The sequence below is a fragment of the Roseateles sp. GW821-FHT09H11 genome (assembly GCF_059415845.1).
Window position 1 is genome coordinate 194,959 of record NZ_JBWKOA010000010.1, and the last position, 18,459, is coordinate 213,417.

Consider the following 18,459-nt stretch of genomic DNA (forward strand, 5'->3'; position numbering starts at 1 on the left):
GGGGTGAATCTCGATGCGGATGATCCCGCCCCGCTCGTTATGATTCAAACGAAACGTTTTTCAGTCGATCAACAATTCCATTCATGAACCTGCCCTTGGAACTGAGACACCTCCGCACGCTGCTGGCGGTGCGGGAGGCCGGGAACGTGTCGCGCGCCGCGCAGTTGCTCAACCTCACGCAGTCGGCGCTGTCGCACCAGCTCAAGGGGCTGGAGGACCACTACGAGGCGGTGCTGTTCGAGCGCAAGAGCCAGCCCGTGCAGTTCAGCGTGGCGGGCCAACGCCTGCTGCGTCTGGCCGAACTGGTGCTGCCGCAGGTGGAGGAGGCCGACCGGGACCTGCGCCGCCTGGCCGCCGGTGCCGCGGGTCAGCTGCGGATCGCGGTGGAGTGCCACACCTGCTTCGACTGGCTGATGCCGGCGATGGACGCCTTCCGCAGCCGCTGGCCGGAGGTGGAACTGGACATCGTGTCCGGCTTCCACGCGGACCCCGTGGGGCTGCTGCATCAGGACCGCGCGGAAGTGGCCATCGTGTCGGAGGTGGATGCGGACGAGGCGGCGGTGGTCGTGCACCCGCTCTTCGAGTTCGAGATCGTCGCCCTGCTGCCCAAGGGTCATGTCTTGCTCGGCAAGCCGTGGCTGGAGGCGGCGGACTTCGCCGACCACACGCTGATCACCTACCCGGTGCCGGACGAGATGCTGGACCTCGTGCGCCGCGTGCTGAAGCCCGCCGGCGTGACGCCGCCGCGTCGCACCAGCGAGCTGACGGTCGCGATGCTGCAACTGGTGGCCAGCGGCCGCGGGCTGGCCGCGCTGCCGCTGTGGGCCGTCGAGAGCTACCTCGCGCGCGGCTACGTCGCGCAGCAGCGCATCGGCGAGGCGGGCCTGACCGGCCGGCTCTATGCGGTGAGCACCACCTCGCTGGCCAGCAAGCCCTACCTGGGCGACTTCGTGAGCATCATGCGCGAGACCTCGCTGCTGACGCTGCCGGCGGTCAGTCTGCTCTGAGCGCCGTGTTGGAGGCCCTCGAAGCGCTCGACGCCTTCGAGGCCCTCGAGGCAATCAGCGCCAGGCTTGCCAGGTCCACGGGTTTGGTGAGGTGCGCATCGAAGCCCGCGGCCTTCGCGCGGCGCTGATCCTCTTCCTGCCCCCAGCCGGTCAGGGCCACGATGTGCACGGCGGGGCCGATCTCCTCGCGGACGTGCCGGCAGGCCTGATAGCCGTCGACGCCCGGCAGGCCGATGTCCAGCAGCACCAGCCCCGGATCGAACGCCCGCACGTCGTCCACGATGCGGGTGGCGTCGTAGGCCACGCGGACCTCGCCGCCGCTCATCGTCAGCAGCATCGCGACGCCGTCGGCGGCATCCTGGTTGTCGTCGACCACCAGCACGCGGAGGCCGGCCAGGTCGAGGTCGTCGTCCTCGCGTCCAGGCGCGGGCGGCGGCGCGGCGGGCGTACTCACGGGCAGGCGGATGACGAATTCGCTGCCGTGGCCGGCGCCCGAGCTGCTGGCCTCGATGGCACCGCCGTGCAGTTCCATCAGGCTGCGCGACAGCGCGAGCCCGATCCCCATCCCGCCGTGGCGCGAACTGTCGGAACGCGCCTGCGTGAACAGGTCGAAGATGTTGGGCAGCATCTCCGCGGCGATGCCGACCCCGGAGTCCTGGATGCGGAGCACCTGCTCCATGTCGGGTCCGGACGCGGCCGGCTGCAAGGTGGTACGGATCGCGATCCGGCCGCCGGCGGCGGTGAACTTCACCGCGTTGTGGAGCACGTTCGAGATGACCTGCGACAGCCGCGTCGGATCGACGTCGAGCTGGCGTTCCGGATCATCCAGCTCCACCAGCAGCTCGATGCCGCCTGCAGTGATCTGGCCGCGATGCGCCTCGAGCGCGCTCTCCACCAGCGATCGCAGGCTCACCCATTCGCGCTTGAGCTGCACCTTGCCGGACCGGATCCGCGAGACGTCCAGCAGGTCGTCGATGAGGTGGACCACCTGGACGATCTGCCGCTCCATCATCGGCCGGACGCGATCGATCAGCCGGGCGTCGCCGTTGGCGCGCTTGAGCACCTCGATGCCGCTGCGGATCGGCGCCAGCGGATTGCGCAGCTCGTGCGCCAGCACGGCGATGAACTCGTCCTTGCGGCGGGCTTCCTCGCGCAGCTCGCGCTCGCTCGCCAGCAGGGCTTCCTGCACCTGGTTGCGCTCGATGAGGTCGGCGGCCTGACGGCCCAGCAGGTCGAGGAAACGGAGCTCGCGTTCGGTGAGCTCGCGCGGCTCGCTCCAGTGCGTGGAGAACATGCCGATCGGACGACCCGCCCGGCTGACGAGGGGCGTGGATTGGGCGCTTCGCACGCCGGCCGACAGATGCAGCCGGTTGGAGCCATCCGGGTCCGGCAAGGTCGGATCGTCGAAGCGCACGAAGGACCGCGCGCCGGTCGCGAGCGCGATGCCGCACGGCGAGCCCGACGACGCATCGACCTCGGCGAAGTGCGCCACCATCGCCGGAGGAAAGCCGCGGGTGGCCAGGAAGCTCAAGGTCTGGGAGCGCTCGTCCAGCAGCTGGATGGTGCCGGCATCGCCGTCGAGGATCTCGATGGCCGCTTCGAGGATCTCGCCATACAGGGCCGAGCCGCCATCGGTGCCGATCAGCCGCGCGGCGACGTCCCGGAGCCGCCGCGTGTCGTTCAGCTCGCGCGTGATGACGCGTTCCACCTGGTCGCGTTCGCTCAACAGCGCGGTGATGCGCTGGTTCTCCCATTCGAGCAGTTCGCGTGCATCGGCGGCGGCCGCGAGGGCCGTCCGGCGCTGCTCGTCCAGGTCCTGCGCGTCGAGCTGCGTGCCGATGAGCTTGGCGAACAGCTCCAGCGTCTGATGCAGCACGGGATCGTCGAGCTTGGCCGGCCGCGGGTCGATGGCGCAGAGCGTGCCGAAGAACGAATCGTCGGCGCGGAAGATCGGGATTGAGACGTAGCTCTCGAAGCCGTACATCCGGGGCGTCGGGTGCTCGCGGAAGCGGTCGTCCGTGCTGGCGCTGCCGAAGATGACGGGGCGTCCGTGCTGCCGGATCTCGTTGCAGATCGTCGTGACGAGCTGGAGTTCGTCCCCGGGCTTGAGCCCGAAGGCGATCTCGTCGCGTACGGCGCACGCCGTCCAGGTGGTGTCGGTCACGCGGGCGACGGCGGTGAAACGCATCCCGGTGAGACGCGCCATGGCGTCGAGGATGGTCGGCACGACGGCCATGCGGCCGATCGCGTCGATGTACTGCTGTTCCGTGCCCATCGGCGGATGTTAGCGCCGTCGCCTGATTCGCTCGCGAGCAGGGCCGCTGGGGTTAGCACGGAGAAGGCCGATGGCGACGGCTCGTCGCGCGTCGGCCATCGCGGGCTGAGGACCGCGGGCTGAGGAGCGCGGAGTGCGGAGGGTCAGGAAGGACCTGGAGACCTAGGGCGACCCCGGCGGACGCGCCATCGATGTCGCCGCCAGCAGCATCCACGTCGTATGCGGAAGCCACTGCTCCACCCAGCGCCATTGCTCGTCGTCGGGACCGGGGCCGAAGGCGATGCCTTCGCCGGTATCGCTGCCGACCGCGCCGGTGATGCCGTTGGAGATGCCGCCGGCGAACATGTCGCCCGCGCTCGACGCTACCGTCGGCGGGTTGCGCTTGCCGAAGCCGTAGAGCATCGAGATGCCGTAGGGGTTCCGCCCCAGCGTCCAGTCGACCTGGTCCTGCGCGAAGGCGGCCCAGTCGGCGGGCAGGGCGGGTGAGACCTTGTGGCCGGCCACCGCCATCGCGGTGCTCAGCGACAGCAGCCGCGCGCTCTCGCCTTGCCACCAGTAGCCGGTCTCGTTCCTGTGCGGGATGAAGAAGCCTTCCAGCACCGGGCCTTCCGCCTTGCCGTCCTTGGCGAGCTGGAACGACTGCCGCGCGTAGCCGAAGGGGTTGGACACGCGCCGCGTGATGTCGACCTCGTGCTGCAGCGCTGACTTGATCGTCGTGGTGGCGCGGCTGCGTCGGGCGTCGTCGGTCTCGATGTCGAGGTAGTGGCCGAGGCTCAGCGCCGGCAGGCCGGCTTCGACCGCGTGGTAGTAGGGCCGCGTGCCGCCGTCGCTGATGAAACTGCCGTCGGCCGCCTGGCGCCGCATCAGGCTGTCGGCGCGCGCGCGTGCCGCGTCGAGGAAGCGCGCTTCCTTCGTCGCGTTGAACAACTCCACCGCAGCCATCAGCGCGGTGTAGTCGTCGATGATGTTCTCGACGCCGTTGGCGGTGTACTGCGCGTTGAACTGCTGCAGGTGGTCGAAGGCCTTCACCGCGTCGGCGAGGTAGGTCTTCCCGTCGAAGTCGCCGTGGCGGCCCGACTGCTTCGCCAGCAGCGAGGCCCGCGCCAGCGCGGCGATCGCCATGCCGCCGCCGGCGCGGTAGGCCGAGCGGTAGAGCTTGGTGTAGCGCCCGTCATCGCCTTCGTAGCCGACGACCATGCGCTCGGCGCCTGCCGCGCCCCACTTGTCGAAGACCGTCGTGTAGAAATAGCCCTCGGCATCGAGGATGCGGTGCAGATAGTCCGCGCCCCAGAAGGCTTCGTCCTGCGCGCGCTTGAGCAGCCCCGCGCGGCGGTACAGGTCCGCCGACGAATCCGCCGTGTAGGCCAGCGCCCAGGCCGCCATCGACGTCTGCTGCGGGTTGAAGAAATTCGCGTAGCCGAGGTGCGACAGGTACTTGCCGGTATCGCCGCCGGCATCCTTCCATCCGCCGCGGACGTCGACGAAGCGATCGGTCTCGAAGATGCGGATGCGACGGTCGCCCTTGCCGGTGTGTCGGCTGCGGTGGAAGTAGTCGAGCAGCTTGTCCGCGGTGATCGAGAACAGCGCCTGATCGCGCACCCGCACCGGCGCGGACGTCACGCGCCTGCCGTCGAGCGTCGCCTCGATGCGGTAGACGCCTGGCGTCTGCACGGCGGAGAAGTCCGCCTCGAAGTAGCGCCTGCCCGCGCCCCAGGCGGAGAAATCCGGCAGCGGCTTGAGCTCGCCCTCGGCGACGGTCTTGCCGCCGGAGAGCACGCGGTAGCGGCCCGCCTGCGCCGCACCGGTCGACTCGACGACCGCGCGCTTGGGGCCGGTCCGCTCCAGCGCGACCTGGTTCAGCTGCACCAGCAGCGGATCGGTCGGCAAGGCGACGGAGACCGTCGTCTTGCGTTCGTCCGTTGCCGCGTGGACGGCCGAGGCCGCGGTCCCGAGGACCGCGGTGACCGCGAAGACCGCGGCCACCGCGAGCGCGGAGCGTCGGGGGAAGAACACCGTGCGAGCGGTGGCGTCGGTCTTCATCGGATCAGTTCCAGGCCATGTTCTTGGACCACTTCACGCCCGAGGTCGGGCACTTGCCCGAGTTGTTCGGGTACTTGCTGTTGATGATGCTGGTCACCACGCTGACGTTGCCCATCGTCGGATCCTGCTTGTAGATGTCCAGCGCCATGCTGGCGCGCCAGCAGTTGCCCGCATCGTCGCCCAGGCTCGAGGACTTCAGCCAGCGGATGTACTGGTCCGTCAGGTAGGTGGCGAAGCAGGTCTCGTTGGACATGCTGCCGCAGTTGCCGGCCGACTTCACCGAGGAGAACGCCGAGATGCTGCCGATGGATCCCGTGTTCACCTGCACCTGGAAGGCCAGGCCGACCAGGTTGTACTGGCCGAAGCTGGTGAAGCCCAGCTTCTTCAGCGCGTCCAGCACCGGCAGCAGCTTGTCGCTGTCGATGTGGGCGTAATGGCTCATCACGTACTTGTCCTGGCGGTTGTCGAAGTCCGACTGCAGCGCCTGGCAGATCTTGGTCAGCGCCGCCCGCTTCTTCGAGTTGGACCGGGCCAGGTTCGGATACGGATCCAGGCGCGAGTCGTCCGCCTTCATGTCCGCGGCCGCGATGCCGGTGACCTGGACGCCCCAGTTCTTCATGTCCGTGTTGGTCGCGCCGGTCTTGCCCAGCACATAGGGCGCGTAGGCGTTCTTGAAGTAGTCCGGGAAGTCGCCGACCGTCGTCACGCCCACCGGGCCGAGCGTGTCGCCGCGGTAGTCGGAGATGCCTTCGGAGGCCTCGTAATCGACCTCGCAATAGCGCCAGGGTTCCGGGTCTTGATAGTTGGTGGTGCCGTTCTCCGGATAGGCGTCCATGCTGAGCACGGCCTGCCACTGGTTGACCGTCAGCTTGCGGCCCTTGTCGAAGACCTTGCCGTAGACGCGCGAATCGCCGACGGGGATGACGCCCGCCGCCGCGGCCGCCTGGGTGGCCGTCACCAGCGGCTGGCCGGTGGCCGTGAAGGTGTTGGTGTAGACCCAGCCGTCCTGCACGTAGACGCTGGGTTGGCCGTTCGTCTGAGCCGCTGCCTTGGGCTTGCCGGCTGCGACAGCCGCCGACGCGCCGCAGACGAGAGCCAGGACGGTGAGCGCCGCTTGCACGCCGATGCGGCGGACGCTGGGGGAACGAGATTGCATGGTGGTTGCCTCCGAAAACACGGGGGTAGGGGGCGTGGCCTGCGCCACGGGAGAGAGATTCCCGAGAGCCACTGCCCACCACTCTCGCCAAGCCGGTCCTGCGCTCGGGGGCGTGGGTCGTTGCAGCCCATGGGCGGCGAATGTAGGCGGAACATTTCTTGTGCGCAATAAATAAAACCACTGGATGTGTAAATTCATTTGTCGACCAGGCGCCAGCCGCCGTCGTGAAGCTGGGTCAGAATGGGGGATACCCGAAGGACCACCCGCCAGCATGAGAACCACCAGTCGAGGTGCCACCCAACAGTCCAGCGCGCCCTACAACCGCCGTGTCGTGCTGGACTTCATCCGGCAGCACGGCGCGGCGTCGCGCAAGGACATCGCCGACATGGTGTCGCTGAGCCCCCAGACGGTGGCCAACATCACCAACGACCTGGAGGCCATCGGCCTGATCGTCTCGAGGCGGCAGAAGGTCGACAAGTCGCGCGGCCAGCCGCCGATCGCCTTCGAGCTCAACCCGCAGGCGGGCAACGCGATCGGGATCAGCCTGGAGCCGGGCCGCGCGTCGGCCGCGCTGGTGAACCTGGTCGGCGACATCCGCAGCCGCTGCGAGGTGGACATGGACACCAGTGATCGCCGCCAGATGCTGGCCGCGATGCTGCAGCTGGTCGCGCAGCTGCGGCGCGAATCGACCGAGCCGCTCTGGGGCATCGGCGTCGCGCTGCCGGGGCCGCTGGGCCACACCGACATCAGCTTCGTCGGCCCGACGGCGCTGGAGGGGTGGAACGACCTGTCCGTGCTGGACGAGCTCGGCGAGGTCACCGGCCTCTCCGTCTTCTACCGGATCGACAGCGTGGCCGGCGCGCTGGGCGAGACGCTCTTCGGCGTCGCCCGCAACCTGGACAACTTCTTCTATCTGCACCTGGGCTTGGGCCTGGGCGGCGCACTGGTGATCGGCCGCGCCGCGTATCCCGGTTCGAACGGCAATGCCACCGAGATCGGCCACGTGCCCATCGTGCCGGGCGGCACGCCGTGCTATTGCGGCAACCGCGGCTGCCTGGAGCGCTACGTCTCCATGCACTCGCTGGCGGAGGCGCTGAAGGTCTCCGACCACGACGTCTGGACACTCGATCTGGCCAAGCGGCTGAAGGATCCGAAGGACAAGGCGCTGCACCAGTGGTGCCGCCAGGCCGCGGACCGGCTGCGCGACGCGGTCTGCATGATCGAGAACATGCTGGACCCGCACTCGATCGTCATCGGCGGCTCGGCGCCCAAGGTGCTGGTGGAGCATCTGGTCGGCCTGGCGCAGCCCTGGCACCGCTCGGTGCGCGGCGGCGTCGCGACGCCGGAGAACCGCCTGCTGCTGTCGGACCGCCAGGACGACAGCTCCATCCTCGGCGCCGCCGTGCTGCCGATCTACGAGATGCTGTCGCCGCGGCTGGAGACCTTGCAGCAGGACCGCCGCGGCGAGGCTGACGTGGCCGAACTGCTGGGGCACCGGGCACCGATGCCCAAGCGAGGGTAGGGACAGGGTAAAGCCCCTTGGGGGATTCCCTTGATTACTTAAATCCAATGGATTTAATTATTGACGCTGTGTTCTGAGTGCTCCTACAGTCGCGCCCATGGACACGGCACGACCTCTTTCGCATCCCCCGCTCAGCATCGTCGGCGACGTCGGCGTCGACCTCGTGCTGGGCAGCCTGACCGGGTGGCCGCAAGTCGGGACCGAACTCCTGATGCCGCGCAGCGAGCTGCGCCCCGGCGGCTCCGGCGCCAATGCCGCGCTGGCCGCGCGGCACATCGGACAGCGCGCGCACCTGATCTCCGCCGTCGGCAACGACCACTTCGGTCACTGGCTGGCGGAGCAGCTCGCCGGCATCGAGACCAGCCTGGAGATCTGCGACATCGGGACCACCGTCTCGGTCGGTCTGATGCACACCTGCGGCGAGCGCAATTTCTTCACCACGCACGGCCACCTGCAGCGCCTGTCGGCCGAGCATGTGCTCGGGCACCTGCAGCCGACGGAGACGCCGCAAACGGCGCCGGCGATCGCGCTGTTCACCGCGCCCTTCCTCCTCACCGGCCTGCGCCCCCGCTACGCCGGCCTGATGGCCGAGGCCGCACGCCGCGGCTACCGCGTCGCGCTGGACACCGGCTGGCCGCCCGAAGGCTGGGACCGGGACGAGGTGATGACCTGGCTGCCGCACTGCGATCACCTGCTCATCAACGAGCTCGAGGCGCAAAGCATCGCCGGCACCGGGGACCTCGATGAAGCGCTGACCTTGATCGGCCGCGCGCTGAAGCCCGGCGCGAGCCTGATCGTCAAGGTCGGCGCCCGCGGCGCGCTGGGTGTCGAGGGCGGCCAGCGCGTGCAGCGCATCACCGAGCCCGCCGACATCTTCGACACCATCGGCGCCGGCGATGCCTTCAACGCCGGCTACCTCGCCGCGCGCCTGCGGGGCGGCGACGTCGCCGAGGGCCTGGCCGCGGGCTGCCGCACCGCCGGGGCCATCCTGTCGCGCTTCCCGCGCACGACCATCCGCGCCGGCGAGTTCGCCGGCTGCGTTCCCTCCCAAGTTCCCGCCTGAGGACCCGCCATGAAGCACCGCGCGCTGATCGTCGGCTACATCCTGGTCATCTGGTTCGTGATCTCCTTCGTCACCAACCTGATCGGGCCCTTGATGCCGATCATCATCCAGGACTTCCACCTGAGCCTGGGCCTGGCGGGCTTCCTGCCGTTCTCGTTCTTCCTCGCCTACGGGCTGGTGTCGATCCCGGGCGGTCTGCTGGTGGAGCGCCGCGGCTCGCGCTTCACCCTCCTCGCGGCCTTCGTGCTGAACGCGGGCGGATCGCTGGCGATCGCGCTGTGGCCGAGCTATGCGACCGCGATCGGCGGGCTCTTCGTGATCGGCCTGGGCATGGCGCTGCTGCAGGTCGTGATCAATCCGCTGATGCGCACGGCCGGCGGCGAGTCCCACTTCGCCTTCTTCTCGGTGATGGGGCAACTCGTCTTCGGCCTGGCCTCGTTCCTGAGCCCGATGGCTTTCCAGCTGCTGATGGAGCGTCCGGATGCCGCCAAGGGCCTCGCGTGGGTGCCGTTCTACTGGATCTTCGTCGTCGGCTTCATCGCGCTGATCGTCGCGAACCAGACGCTGCCGCTGCCCGAGGTCCAGCTCAAGGACGACGAACGCGCCGGCGGCTGGGCCGCCTACCGCGAGCTGCTCGCGCGGCGCGATGTCCGCCTCTTCTTCCTCGGCATCATGGCCTACGTCGGCACCGAGCAGACGCTGGCCAACTGGATGTCGCAGTTCCTCTCGACCTATCACGGCATCTCCGCCACCACTGACGGCGCCGACGCGGTCGCGGGCTTCTGGGGGCTGATGTCGCTGGGGTGCCTGCTGGGTCTGGGCCTGTTGAAAGTGCTCGACTCACGCGTCGTGCTGGCCGGCTTCACGATGCTGGCCATCGGCAGCGTCGCGCTTGCGCTCTTCGGTTCCGCCCACGTCGCGCAGATCGCCTTCCCGGTCTCGGGCTTCTTCCTGTCCGTGATGTTCTCGGTGGTGTTCTCGCTGGGCCTGAACTCGGTGCCCCACCACCATGGCGCGTTCTCCGGCGTGCTCTGCACCGGCATCCTCGGCGGCGCGGTCGTGCCGCTGCTGGTCGGCGGGCTCGGCGACGCCATCGGCCTGCGCGCCGCGATGTCCACCGTTTTCCTCACGCTCCTCTACATCCTGGGGGTGAGCGCCTGGGCGCGGCCGCTCGTGACCAACGACGTCGTTCCGCTGTCCCGCCTGCTGTCCCGGTTCAAGCCCAGCCCCGAACGCTGACGCCGACTGCCGCTTCCTCCCTCTGCCCCCCTCCAGCCCGCGTCACGGCCCCGTCGCCGGGGCGGCGGCTGCCTGCCAGACCCATGGAGATCCCAGTGATGAGACCCGATCGAGCCGCCTTCCGCCCCGCCTTCCGCCCCGCACTCCGAGCCGCAGTCCGCGCGGCATTCCCCACCACCGCCACGGCGGCCGCCGTGAGCCTGCTGGCCGCCACCGCCTTCGCGCAGGCGCAGACGCCGCCGTCCGCCGAGTCGACGGCTGACAGCAAAGCCGAGAGCAAGGCGGACAGCCGCGAGATCAAGGACAAGGAGAAGAACGAGCTGCCGGTGATCACCGTCAACGCCACGCGCGTGAAATCGAGCCTGCTGCAGACGCCCGTGGCGGTGACGGCGCTCTCCCAGGACGCGCTGACCCGCGAAGGCATCCACGACGTGCGCGGCCTCTCCGGCAAGATACCGAACCTGCAGATCTCGCAGGGCGCCGATTCGGGCGTGCAGATCAACATCCGCGGCGTGGGCTCGACCAATTTCACCGAGGTCGGCGATCCGGCCGTGGGCCTGCACGTGGGCGGCCTGTACTCGCCGCGGCCGCAGGGCGCGCTGGCGCTGATGTTCGACCTGGAACAGGTGGAAGTGCTGCGCGGCCCGCAGGGCACGCTGTTCGGGCGCAACTCCACCGGCGGCAGCATCAACATCATCCCGGCCAAGCCCGAGTTCGGCGCGACCTACGGCACGGCGGAGCTGGACCTCGGCAACTACCGCAAGCGCCAGCTCAACCTGGTGCAGAACATCGCCGTCAACGACACGATCGCGCTGCGCGCCACGGTCAGCAAGATCAAGCGCGACGGCTGGATCAACCAGCAGCAGGATTTCACCGACATCGACATGCCCGAGCACGGCTTCGTCGCCGACGGCATCCCCGACGTCGACCAGCGCCGCAACGTCAAGGTGCCGCGCAGCAAGTACTACTACAACCGCGACGAGTGGGCGGCCCGCATCGCCGGCCGCGTGAAGCTCTCCAGCGACCTCGAATGGCTGGTCGCCTACGAGAAGTTCCAGAACAAGGGCGCCGGCGAGATCGCGATGAAGGACTGCGACATGGCCGCGGGCACCGACTTCGCCTGCCCGGGCGGCAAGTGGGACGTGAAGGTCAACGTGCCCGGCAAGACGGACATGTCCATCGACACCGTGCGCTCCAACCTGAACTGGCGGCTCAACGACCAGTCGAGCATCGAGTACGGCTTCGCCTACGCCACGCAGAAGCGCTCGCAGCAGTCGGACGACGACGGCGGCTACTACCCGCTGTCGCGCCAGGTCACGGCGACCTGGCCGGTCGGACCGGACGGTGACTGGGGCACCTGGCCGCTCCGTGACGAGACCTCGCTGACGCTGGGCTCCACGTACAAGTCGCAGGTGCACGAGCTGCAGTTCAAGCATCACACCGACAACGTGCAGCTCGTCACCGGCCTGTTCTGGATGCACGAGAAGAACGCGATCGACTATGCGCAGGAGCAGCTGATCACCGCGCCCTACGGCTTCCCGACCAGCCAGTACTACCAGCAGCCCGATCGCCAGATCGACGCGAAGGCGCTGTTCGCGCAGGGCGACTGGACCTTCATGCCGACCTGGACGGCGACGGTGGGCGGCCGCATCAGCTTCGACAAGAAGACCGACAAGGGCGGGCGCGTCTACGGCGGCTGGGACGGCTCGACGCCGGCGTACTACAACGGCCTCTTCGATCCGGGCACGCCCGGCACGCCGGGCTTCCGCCCGCACAACGGCCGCGACCTGACCGAGCAGATGGGACCCTTCGCCGGTCCCGGCGCGTACGGCCTGTGGGGCGAGCCCGCGGGCAACGACCACAGCGAGAGCTGGAAGAAGTTCACCTACCGCCTCGGCCTGCGCAAGCAGCTGACGCCGCTGGACATGGTCTACACCTCGCTGTCGTCGGGCTACAAGGCCGGCGGCTTCGGCGACAAGGACGACCGGTGCGGCGGCAAGGAATGCGTCGACGGACCGGCGGGCCCGCAGTACACCTTCTTCCCCTACAAGCCGGAGACCGTCACCAACTTCGAGCTCGGCTACAAAGGCCTGATGCTGGACAAGCGGCTGAGCCTGTCGGCGACCTTCTTCTACAGCCGCTACAAGGACATGCAGGTCACGGGCGACTTCTTCGCCTCGAGGGTGAAGCAGGTGGGGCCGTGCCCCGACGAGAACCCGACCTGCGACATCGTCACCAAGTGGCAGACGGTGAACGTCGGTGTCGTCGACATCCCCGGGCTGGAGCTGGAGGTCGACTACAAGCCGTGGGCGGGTGCGCGGCTCGGCGCCTTCTTCAGCTACATCAACAGCAGGATGAAGGACTACCCGTCCTTCAGCGACAGCTGGAACTGCGGCACGCGCGCCGAGATGGGCGCGCCGGCATGTCCTGACCCCTACACCGGTCCGATCCGCGAGAACGCCGGCCGGCAGATCTACGACATCACCGGCAACCACCTGCCGCTGTCGCCGAAGTACAGCTTCGGCATCAACTTCTCGCAGAGCTTCCGCTTCGGCGAGGGTTGGGAGCTGACGCCGTGGGTCAACGTGAAGTGGCAGGACAAGATGTACTTCACGCTGCGCAACCTGGACAACGCGCACATCTCCGACGGGCAGAAGGCCTTCGCCAAGGTCGATGCGAGCCTGCGGCTGCAGGCGCCCAAGGACTGGCATGCGGAGATCTACGTGCTGAACGCGACCAACAAGATGACGAAGAACGCCGCGCAGGATGGCGGCGGTTTCGTGCGCGGCTACTGGAACGATCCGCGGACCTTCGGGATCCGGGTGGGGATCGATTACTGATCGGGAGATCGTGACGGGGCTCTTGCTGCGATGGCATTGCCACGCCGTGATGCCGAGGTGGCCGCGAGAAGCGCGGCCACCGGCGCGAGTTTTCTACACTCCGCTCCGGTGCATCAAACGCAAGGCAAGGGATGACCCCCACCGCTCGGAAGTTTTCGAAGGCCGCGCTGATCGCGGCGGTCCTGGCGCTCGCCGCCTACTGGTACTGGTCGCCGTGGCTGGCGATCCACCAGATGCGGAATGCGGCGAAGGCCGGCGATGCGACGGCGTTCAACGAACGCGTCGACTATCCGCTGCTGCGTGAGAACCTGAAGGGCCAGTTGTCGGCGGCCATCGGCGCCCGCGCGACCGAGCGGTCCGAATCTGGCAGCGACATCGCCAAGGCCGGCGCGGCGCTGGGCTCCTTGTTCGCGACGGCGATGGTCGATCGGATGGTGGAAGCGTTCGTGCGCCCGGAAGCCGTCATGCGGATCATGCAGGAAGGCAAGCTGATGCCCCGCCGCGAGTCGCGCGCGAAGACGCCTGGCGACACGCCCGTCGACGAGGAGGGTGAGCCCGACGGCAGCAAGGCGCCCTCGAAGCGCGAACCCATCTGGACGACGGAACGCCCCGGCGTCGATACCTTCATCCTCTACGCCCGTCGCGCGGGACAGGCCGAGGATCGCCGGACCGGGCTGGTCTTCCAGCGACGGGGATTCGCGTCGTGGGTGCTGACGGAAATCCGGTTGCCGGCGTTGTCTTAGCGCGAGTTCGGCGATGGCATCGTTTCAGTTTGAAGCTGCGGCGGCATTGCAGCGATTGCTGACCATCGATTCCGCCCGCTGTACTCACACTGTCCGCCGTCAAGCAGCCATTGAGGCCGGACGCCAAGCGTCAACTCGAAGGGCTGCTCAATGAGGTGCTGCAGCCGTAGCGCTCTCAGCTCCGGGTCGGCGTTCAGCGACCGCTTCCTTTCCGCCTGAACTGGAAGTCGAGTGCCGCCGTCGGGGCGTTCGATCGAGCGGCCGGAAAGCAGCCAGTGGCGCATGGACTTGGGCGAAGGCTGATCTACATCGGAAACTAAGCCGGCAACGGCACCATGCTCGCCCGTACGCCAAGTTATCCACAGCAATTGATATCTAAGAAACAGGATTGAAGCGCAAGACATATACACAGCTATCCAACGAATCTCCACTGCCTTATCCACAGGTAGATCGCGCTCATGGTCGTACGATTGGCGCATGCACTCACACGTTTTTCTACCGTGGCCAGCGTCAACAAAGTCACCCTCATCGGGAGGGCTGCCTTGAAGGCCAGCATTCCCAAGCAGGGCGACGGCAGGCCGCGGACCATCGTGATAGAGCGGGGTGACCCGCTAAAGCACTTCAGCAGGGACAAGCCGGGCGTGAAGCTCGCCGAGCTACTGATCATTCGCGCTTCTGGTGTAGCGGCAAATGCCTTGACCGTCGGTGTGACGCGCGGCTGGTGGAGACCGTCGCTGTACTGAAGTCGATGCGGCGCCATGAAGCGTGCTGCGTCGAATATGCTCTGCGAAAAACGGGAGGAATCGTGAACAATCACGTTGAAGGCATCGCCGCGCCGACGGCCGGCCGTTTCCAAGTGCATTTCGTCTTGAAAGATGAATCACACAACATGGACGCCCTCGTGCTCCATGAATGCGAGGGCGACATACTCGGCCTCCTAAAGGAGATCGCGAAGCAGCTCGACGTAAATGTCCAAGTGGACGTGACGGCGTACGCTGAGGGCGGCTTCTCGGTCAATCTGAGTGTCCTTGGGAAGAACGCCGCCGCTCTGACGCTCGTCGTCACGGTGATTGGAGGCATATGCGCCGCCGTTCAATGGGGGATGTACCAACCAACCCTCCTCAAACAGCAGATCCTGCAGAATGACTTCGCGCTCAATCGCGACCGAAAGCTTGCTGATCAACAGGTTGAGTTGAACGATCTTGCAATCAAGAAGGCTCGTCTCGAACTCAAGAAGATGGAGCAAGAGGCATCTGGCGAGGCTCCAAAAATGCCGGCAACCAACGCGACAAGACCTTTGCCGCTCGAACCTGCACCGACAGCGGAAGACGTGATGCCGGCGTTGCTTTCAAACCCCAAGATCATCAAACTTCGCTCGCGGTTCTACGGGCATCTGCTGCCCTATGAAAAAGTGTCATCCGTCGGATTCAGCCCTAGCCACGAACGGTCACCACCGGACGAAATAATTGTTCCGCGAGCCGGCTTCAGTACCTATGTGGTGGCGCTGCAGGAACTGGAGCCAAGCGTCATCAAAAACGCCGAGATCGAAATCGTTTCGCCCGTCTTGAAACGCGACACGTTCAAATGGAAGGGCATGTTAGAGAAGCAAGGCATCAGCTTCGATGTCATTGATGAAAACTTCCTTGCCAAGGTGAACGCGAAGAAGGTGAAGTTCCAAAGCGGCACCACCTTGATCTGCGACCTGGAAATCCACGTGCGTGAAAGCGCTTCAGGCACACCCGAGCCATACAAATGGGTGGTTCGAGAGGTTCATCGGTACTTCAACCGGAAGGGCAACATCGCCCCGCTGGCATCACGGCAGGCCGTTGAAATGCTCGCGATAGATGAGCGACAGTCATTGCAGGTGAAGTCCATCGAGCCGCCCGCGCAGATGCCGGTACAGAGCTTTCTTGGGCTGGAAGAAAAGTAGCTCCGGGTCCGTCGCAACTCCGCGCCCGGTCCTGGCTGAATATGCGGATGCTCGTCGTCGGATTGCAGCAGTGCTGGTCGCAAATGCAGCGGCGGTGACATGACATAGAAATGGGAATTGCGTCGGTAGGGGCTGAGGCAGTGCCCAAAAAGTAGAGACTAGGGGGGAGTCGAAAAATGGATCGAACCGAAGCACTTTTGTCCCGGGGCTACTTTCCGTCGCAGTTGCCCCCCGCGTTCATTACTCATCAACTTGCAGCACAGGTGCCCGCGCTTCAAGCGTGTTGGGCGGTCAATGCATCAAGTGCGAAGGCACCGGCATGCAAGCCTGAGCTCTTCAGCGTCGCTCGTGCCGGCCACCAGCGGCGCATGACCAGCATTACCAACCCGGTTCCGCAAACGTTCTTGGCAACCTTTGTCGCCAGACACTGGGTTGACTTTCTGCGGCACTACCGCAAGTCCCGCCTCAGTGCGAGCCACCCACGATTCCTCCGAGCGGGCGGCCGCGCGGCCTGTATCCCTTCGATGCAGCGACTACACGAACGCAAAATTCTTGAGTCAGCAGGGTTTCGATACATGCTCAGGACGGACGTATCGCGCTTCTTCCCCACCGTGTATACCCACTCCGTTCCGTGGGCACTGCACACAAAGTCTGTTTCCAAGCGGAATCGGAAAATCACGCCGAAGTACTTTGGAAATCTGATCGACCAAGCGCTGCGGCAAGGCCAAGACGAACAGACGATGGGGTTGCCCATCGGCCCGGATACGTCCCACGTCATCGCAGAAGCCATCTCGACGGCAGTCGATCTATTGCTAAAAAACGCGCTGAAGTCTTGGCCTGCCGGGTTCCGCTACGTAGATGACTACTTTTTGTTCTTCCCAACCTTGGCTGAAGCTGAGTCGGCTCTCGCCGCGCTATCCCGAGCATTGAAGGAATTCGAGCTTCAGATCAATTTCGAGAAAACGCACATCGGCCCTGTTTCGGAGATTGTTGACGACTACTGGACGCATCAGTTGCGAAGCTTCGAGATCGACAAGGGTGCCAGAAAACAAAGGGCTGACATTCACCACTTCTTCGAGCTTGCCAAGGATCTCGCAGCGAAGAACGCCGACGAGAACGTCATGGCATATGCGCTGAAGCGCGCGTCCTCAGGCCTCATCAGGCCGGAAAACTGGGAAGCCTTCGAGGCCCATGTGTGCCACATTGCCTCGTCCCATCCGAATACGCTACAGACGATTTCGCAGATCTTCGCGACATACAAGCTTCATGAGTACAAGCTCAATGCACGACGAATTCAGCGCACCTTGAATGCGTTGATCGTCGAGCATGCGGCACTGGGGCACCACAGCGAAGTGGCCTGGTGTCTTTGGATGTGCAAGGAGCTTGATGTGAAGTTGGAGTCGGCCGGCGCCGAGCTGGTCGCGGTGATGCAGAGTTCGGTGTGCGCGCTCTTGCTGATGGACTTGGCCGTTTCCGGAAAGTTGGACAAGGCACCCAAAGAGTCCTTCTGGCGATCAGTTGACGGGCCAGGTTCGCTGCGGGAAGAGCTTTGGCTAATGTGCTACGAGGCCGGCATTCGCGGATGGGGCGGGTTCTCAGACGCGCACGTCTTGGCGGATACCCATTTCGCAGCTCTGCACGCCAATGGGGTCCATTTTTACGAACCTGAGGCCAAATCCAAGCCGCTTTTCAATCTCAAGTCCGGCACGCTCGAAAAGTTCAGTATCACTGATTTGGATGACTTCTTCGAGCGGGAAGATGCTGCCGATTACCTTGAGTACGAAGCTGGGGATGGTGGATATGAGGGTGTCATCTTCGATGAAGAGGACGATGAAGAGGACGATGAAGAGGATGAAGAGGACGATTCTGACGACGAGGACAGAGACGACGACGAGGAGTTCTATTTCTAAGCAGGCGGCCTATAGCAGGCCGTCCGTTTGCTGGACCAAGAAGCGTGCCCTCCGACTGGCATGTGTCGAGCACGGAGCTGCCGATCGATGACTCCTGCATTGAATGACCGGTGTCGGCCAGAGCAGTTGTTCAGGCCGACGGTATGAACGACCGAGATCAGCCTAAAGCCGCGCGGCATCGCAGCGCTGGGGGCATAGATGCAGTCAAGTCCATCGATGACGTCATCTCAGACCTTGGCGAGGAATGCCGCTGCGTCACCTGCTTCGCACTTCCAGTCTGCGAAGACCCCGACCAAGTTGCATTCCACGCAGCGGCAAGCAATGTAGTACCAGCGCACGTCATGCGTGCCTTCGTACACGGAGACGCCGGACACCAGCTCGAACACCTCGTTCTCGCACACGCACTCGTGCGCCTCAGGCGAGGCTTCTTCAACGTAGTCCTCACTGTCGCCCATCAGGTGTTCCTGTCCGCAGTCGGTGCAGGTGCGGATTGCCACACCGGCCTCTTCATCAGTCTGCAGCGCGAAGGTCCGGCATCCGCAATCGCATTTGGACGAGGCAAACCTGACGGCCTCATGGCGATTCGCAACGCTGTAGCTGCGCAGTTCGGCTTGGGTGTCGCCGGACGTGGTCCCGTACCAGAACTCGCCCTTCTTCGTCAGCGCCATTGATGCTGCTCCATTCCTCAAGATGGGCTTCCCGGCAGGCCTGACGCCGGCCTCGCCCCGTACGTC

The 18,459-nt window shown here is 65.8% G+C and carries 13 protein-coding genes; 9 read left to right on the plus strand and 4 right to left on the minus strand.

Annotated elements, in window-relative coordinates:
- Positions 1-83 precede the first annotated feature (83 nt).
- Positions 84-1,007 (plus strand): LysR family transcriptional regulator, encoded by a 924-nt coding sequence (locus tag AC07PR_RS28495; protein ID WP_377157831.1) that lies wholly within the window; start codon positions 84-86, stop codon positions 1,005-1,007.
- Here AC07PR_RS28495 and AC07PR_RS28500 read toward each other — a convergent pair.
- The 3 genes from AC07PR_RS28500 to AC07PR_RS28510 all read right to left on the minus strand — a co-directional run bounded on the left by AC07PR_RS28500 (position 994) and on the right by AC07PR_RS28510 (position 6,478).
- On the minus strand, positions 994-3,282 hold the full coding sequence (locus AC07PR_RS28500) for a hybrid sensor histidine kinase/response regulator (protein ID WP_495137261.1): 2,289 nt from the start codon (positions 3,280-3,282) through the stop codon (positions 994-996). The genes AC07PR_RS28495 and AC07PR_RS28500 overlap by 14 nt on opposite strands.
- Before the next feature lie 162 nt (positions 3,283-3,444).
- Positions 3,445-5,322 carry a glycoside hydrolase family 9 protein gene (locus AC07PR_RS28505; protein ID WP_495137262.1) on the minus strand — a complete coding sequence of 626 codons (1,878 nt, stop codon included), beginning with the start codon at positions 5,320-5,322 and terminating at the stop codon, positions 3,445-3,447.
- 4 nt (positions 5,323-5,326) lie between these two features.
- The gene (locus tag AC07PR_RS28510; RefSeq protein ID WP_483108778.1) at positions 5,327-6,478 is read right to left on the minus strand and encodes a hypothetical protein; all 1,152 of its coding nucleotides are present in this window, start codon (positions 6,476-6,478) and stop codon (positions 5,327-5,329) included.
- Positions 6,479-6,749: 271 nt separating this feature from the next.
- Between AC07PR_RS28510 and AC07PR_RS28515 the strand changes: the two genes are divergently transcribed.
- The 8 genes from AC07PR_RS28515 to AC07PR_RS28550 all read left to right on the plus strand — a co-directional run bounded on the left by AC07PR_RS28515 (position 6,750) and on the right by AC07PR_RS28550 (position 17,725).
- Positions 6,750-8,000, plus strand: a complete 1,251-nt coding sequence (locus AC07PR_RS28515; RefSeq protein WP_377157826.1) for an ROK family transcriptional regulator — start codon at positions 6,750-6,752, stop codon at positions 7,998-8,000.
- Positions 8,001-8,097: 97 nt separating this feature from the next.
- A complete protein-coding gene (locus tag AC07PR_RS28520) occupies positions 8,098-9,063 on the plus strand; it encodes a carbohydrate kinase family protein (RefSeq protein WP_495137263.1) in 966 nt (321 codons plus the stop codon).
- A gap of 9 nt (positions 9,064-9,072) precedes the next feature.
- Complete coding sequence (locus tag AC07PR_RS28525) at positions 9,073-10,302, plus strand: MFS transporter (RefSeq protein WP_495137264.1); 1,230 nt, start codon at positions 9,073-9,075, stop codon at positions 10,300-10,302.
- Between the two features lie 98 nt (positions 10,303-10,400).
- Positions 10,401-13,142, plus strand: a complete 2,742-nt coding sequence (locus tag AC07PR_RS28530; RefSeq protein ID WP_495137265.1) for a TonB-dependent receptor — start codon at positions 10,401-10,403, stop codon at positions 13,140-13,142.
- Positions 13,143-13,273: 131 nt separating this feature from the next.
- Entirely contained in the window at positions 13,274-13,885 is a 612-nt protein-coding gene (locus AC07PR_RS28535; protein WP_377157822.1) for a DUF2939 domain-containing protein, read from the plus strand.
- Positions 13,886-14,385: 500 nt separating this feature from the next.
- Positions 14,386-14,628 (plus strand): hypothetical protein, encoded by a 243-nt coding sequence (locus tag AC07PR_RS28540; RefSeq protein WP_495137266.1) that lies wholly within the window; start codon positions 14,386-14,388, stop codon positions 14,626-14,628.
- A 62-nt stretch (positions 14,629-14,690) separates the two neighbouring features.
- A complete protein-coding gene (locus tag AC07PR_RS28545) occupies positions 14,691-15,815 on the plus strand; it encodes a hypothetical protein (RefSeq protein WP_495137267.1) in 1,125 nt (374 codons plus the stop codon).
- Between the two features lie 176 nt (positions 15,816-15,991).
- Complete coding sequence (locus AC07PR_RS28550) at positions 15,992-17,725, plus strand: RNA-directed DNA polymerase (protein WP_495137268.1); 1,734 nt, start codon at positions 15,992-15,994, stop codon at positions 17,723-17,725.
- 227 nt (positions 17,726-17,952) lie between these two features.
- Here AC07PR_RS28550 and AC07PR_RS28555 read toward each other — a convergent pair whose 3' ends face one another.
- Complete coding sequence (locus tag AC07PR_RS28555) at positions 17,953-18,393, minus strand: hypothetical protein (RefSeq protein ID WP_431101581.1); 441 nt, start codon at positions 18,391-18,393, stop codon at positions 17,953-17,955.
- Between the last annotated feature and the right edge of the window lie 66 nt (positions 18,394-18,459).

Bases quoted from the DNA above. Each gene is read 5' to 3' on its own strand.
- AC07PR_RS28530 (WP_495137265.1), top strand. From the start codon at position 10,401: ATGAGACCCGATCGAGCCGCCTTCCGCCCCGCCTTCCGCCCCGCACTC.
- AC07PR_RS28550 (WP_495137268.1), top strand. From the start codon at position 15,992: ATGGATCGAACCGAAGCACTTTTGTCCCGGGGCTACTTTCCGTCGCAG.
- AC07PR_RS28520 (WP_495137263.1), top strand. From the start codon at position 8,098: ATGGACACGGCACGACCTCTTTCGCATCCCCCGCTCAGCATCGTCGGC.
- AC07PR_RS28500 (WP_495137261.1), bottom strand. From the start codon at position 3,282: ATGGGCACGGAACAGCAGTACATCGACGCGATCGGCCGCATGGCCGTC.
- AC07PR_RS28505 (WP_495137262.1), bottom strand. From the start codon at position 5,322: ATGAAGACCGACGCCACCGCTCGCACGGTGTTCTTCCCCCGACGCTCC.
- AC07PR_RS28535 (WP_377157822.1), top strand. From the start codon at position 13,274: ATGACCCCCACCGCTCGGAAGTTTTCGAAGGCCGCGCTGATCGCGGCG.
- AC07PR_RS28510 (WP_483108778.1), bottom strand. From the start codon at position 6,478: ATGCAATCTCGTTCCCCCAGCGTCCGCCGCATCGGCGTGCAAGCGGCG.
- AC07PR_RS28525 (WP_495137264.1), top strand. From the start codon at position 9,073: ATGAAGCACCGCGCGCTGATCGTCGGCTACATCCTGGTCATCTGGTTC.
- AC07PR_RS28495 (WP_377157831.1), top strand. From the start codon at position 84: ATGAACCTGCCCTTGGAACTGAGACACCTCCGCACGCTGCTGGCGGTG.
- AC07PR_RS28555 (WP_431101581.1), bottom strand. From the start codon at position 18,393: ATGGCGCTGACGAAGAAGGGCGAGTTCTGGTACGGGACCACGTCCGGC.
- AC07PR_RS28515 (WP_377157826.1), top strand. From the start codon at position 6,750: ATGAGAACCACCAGTCGAGGTGCCACCCAACAGTCCAGCGCGCCCTAC.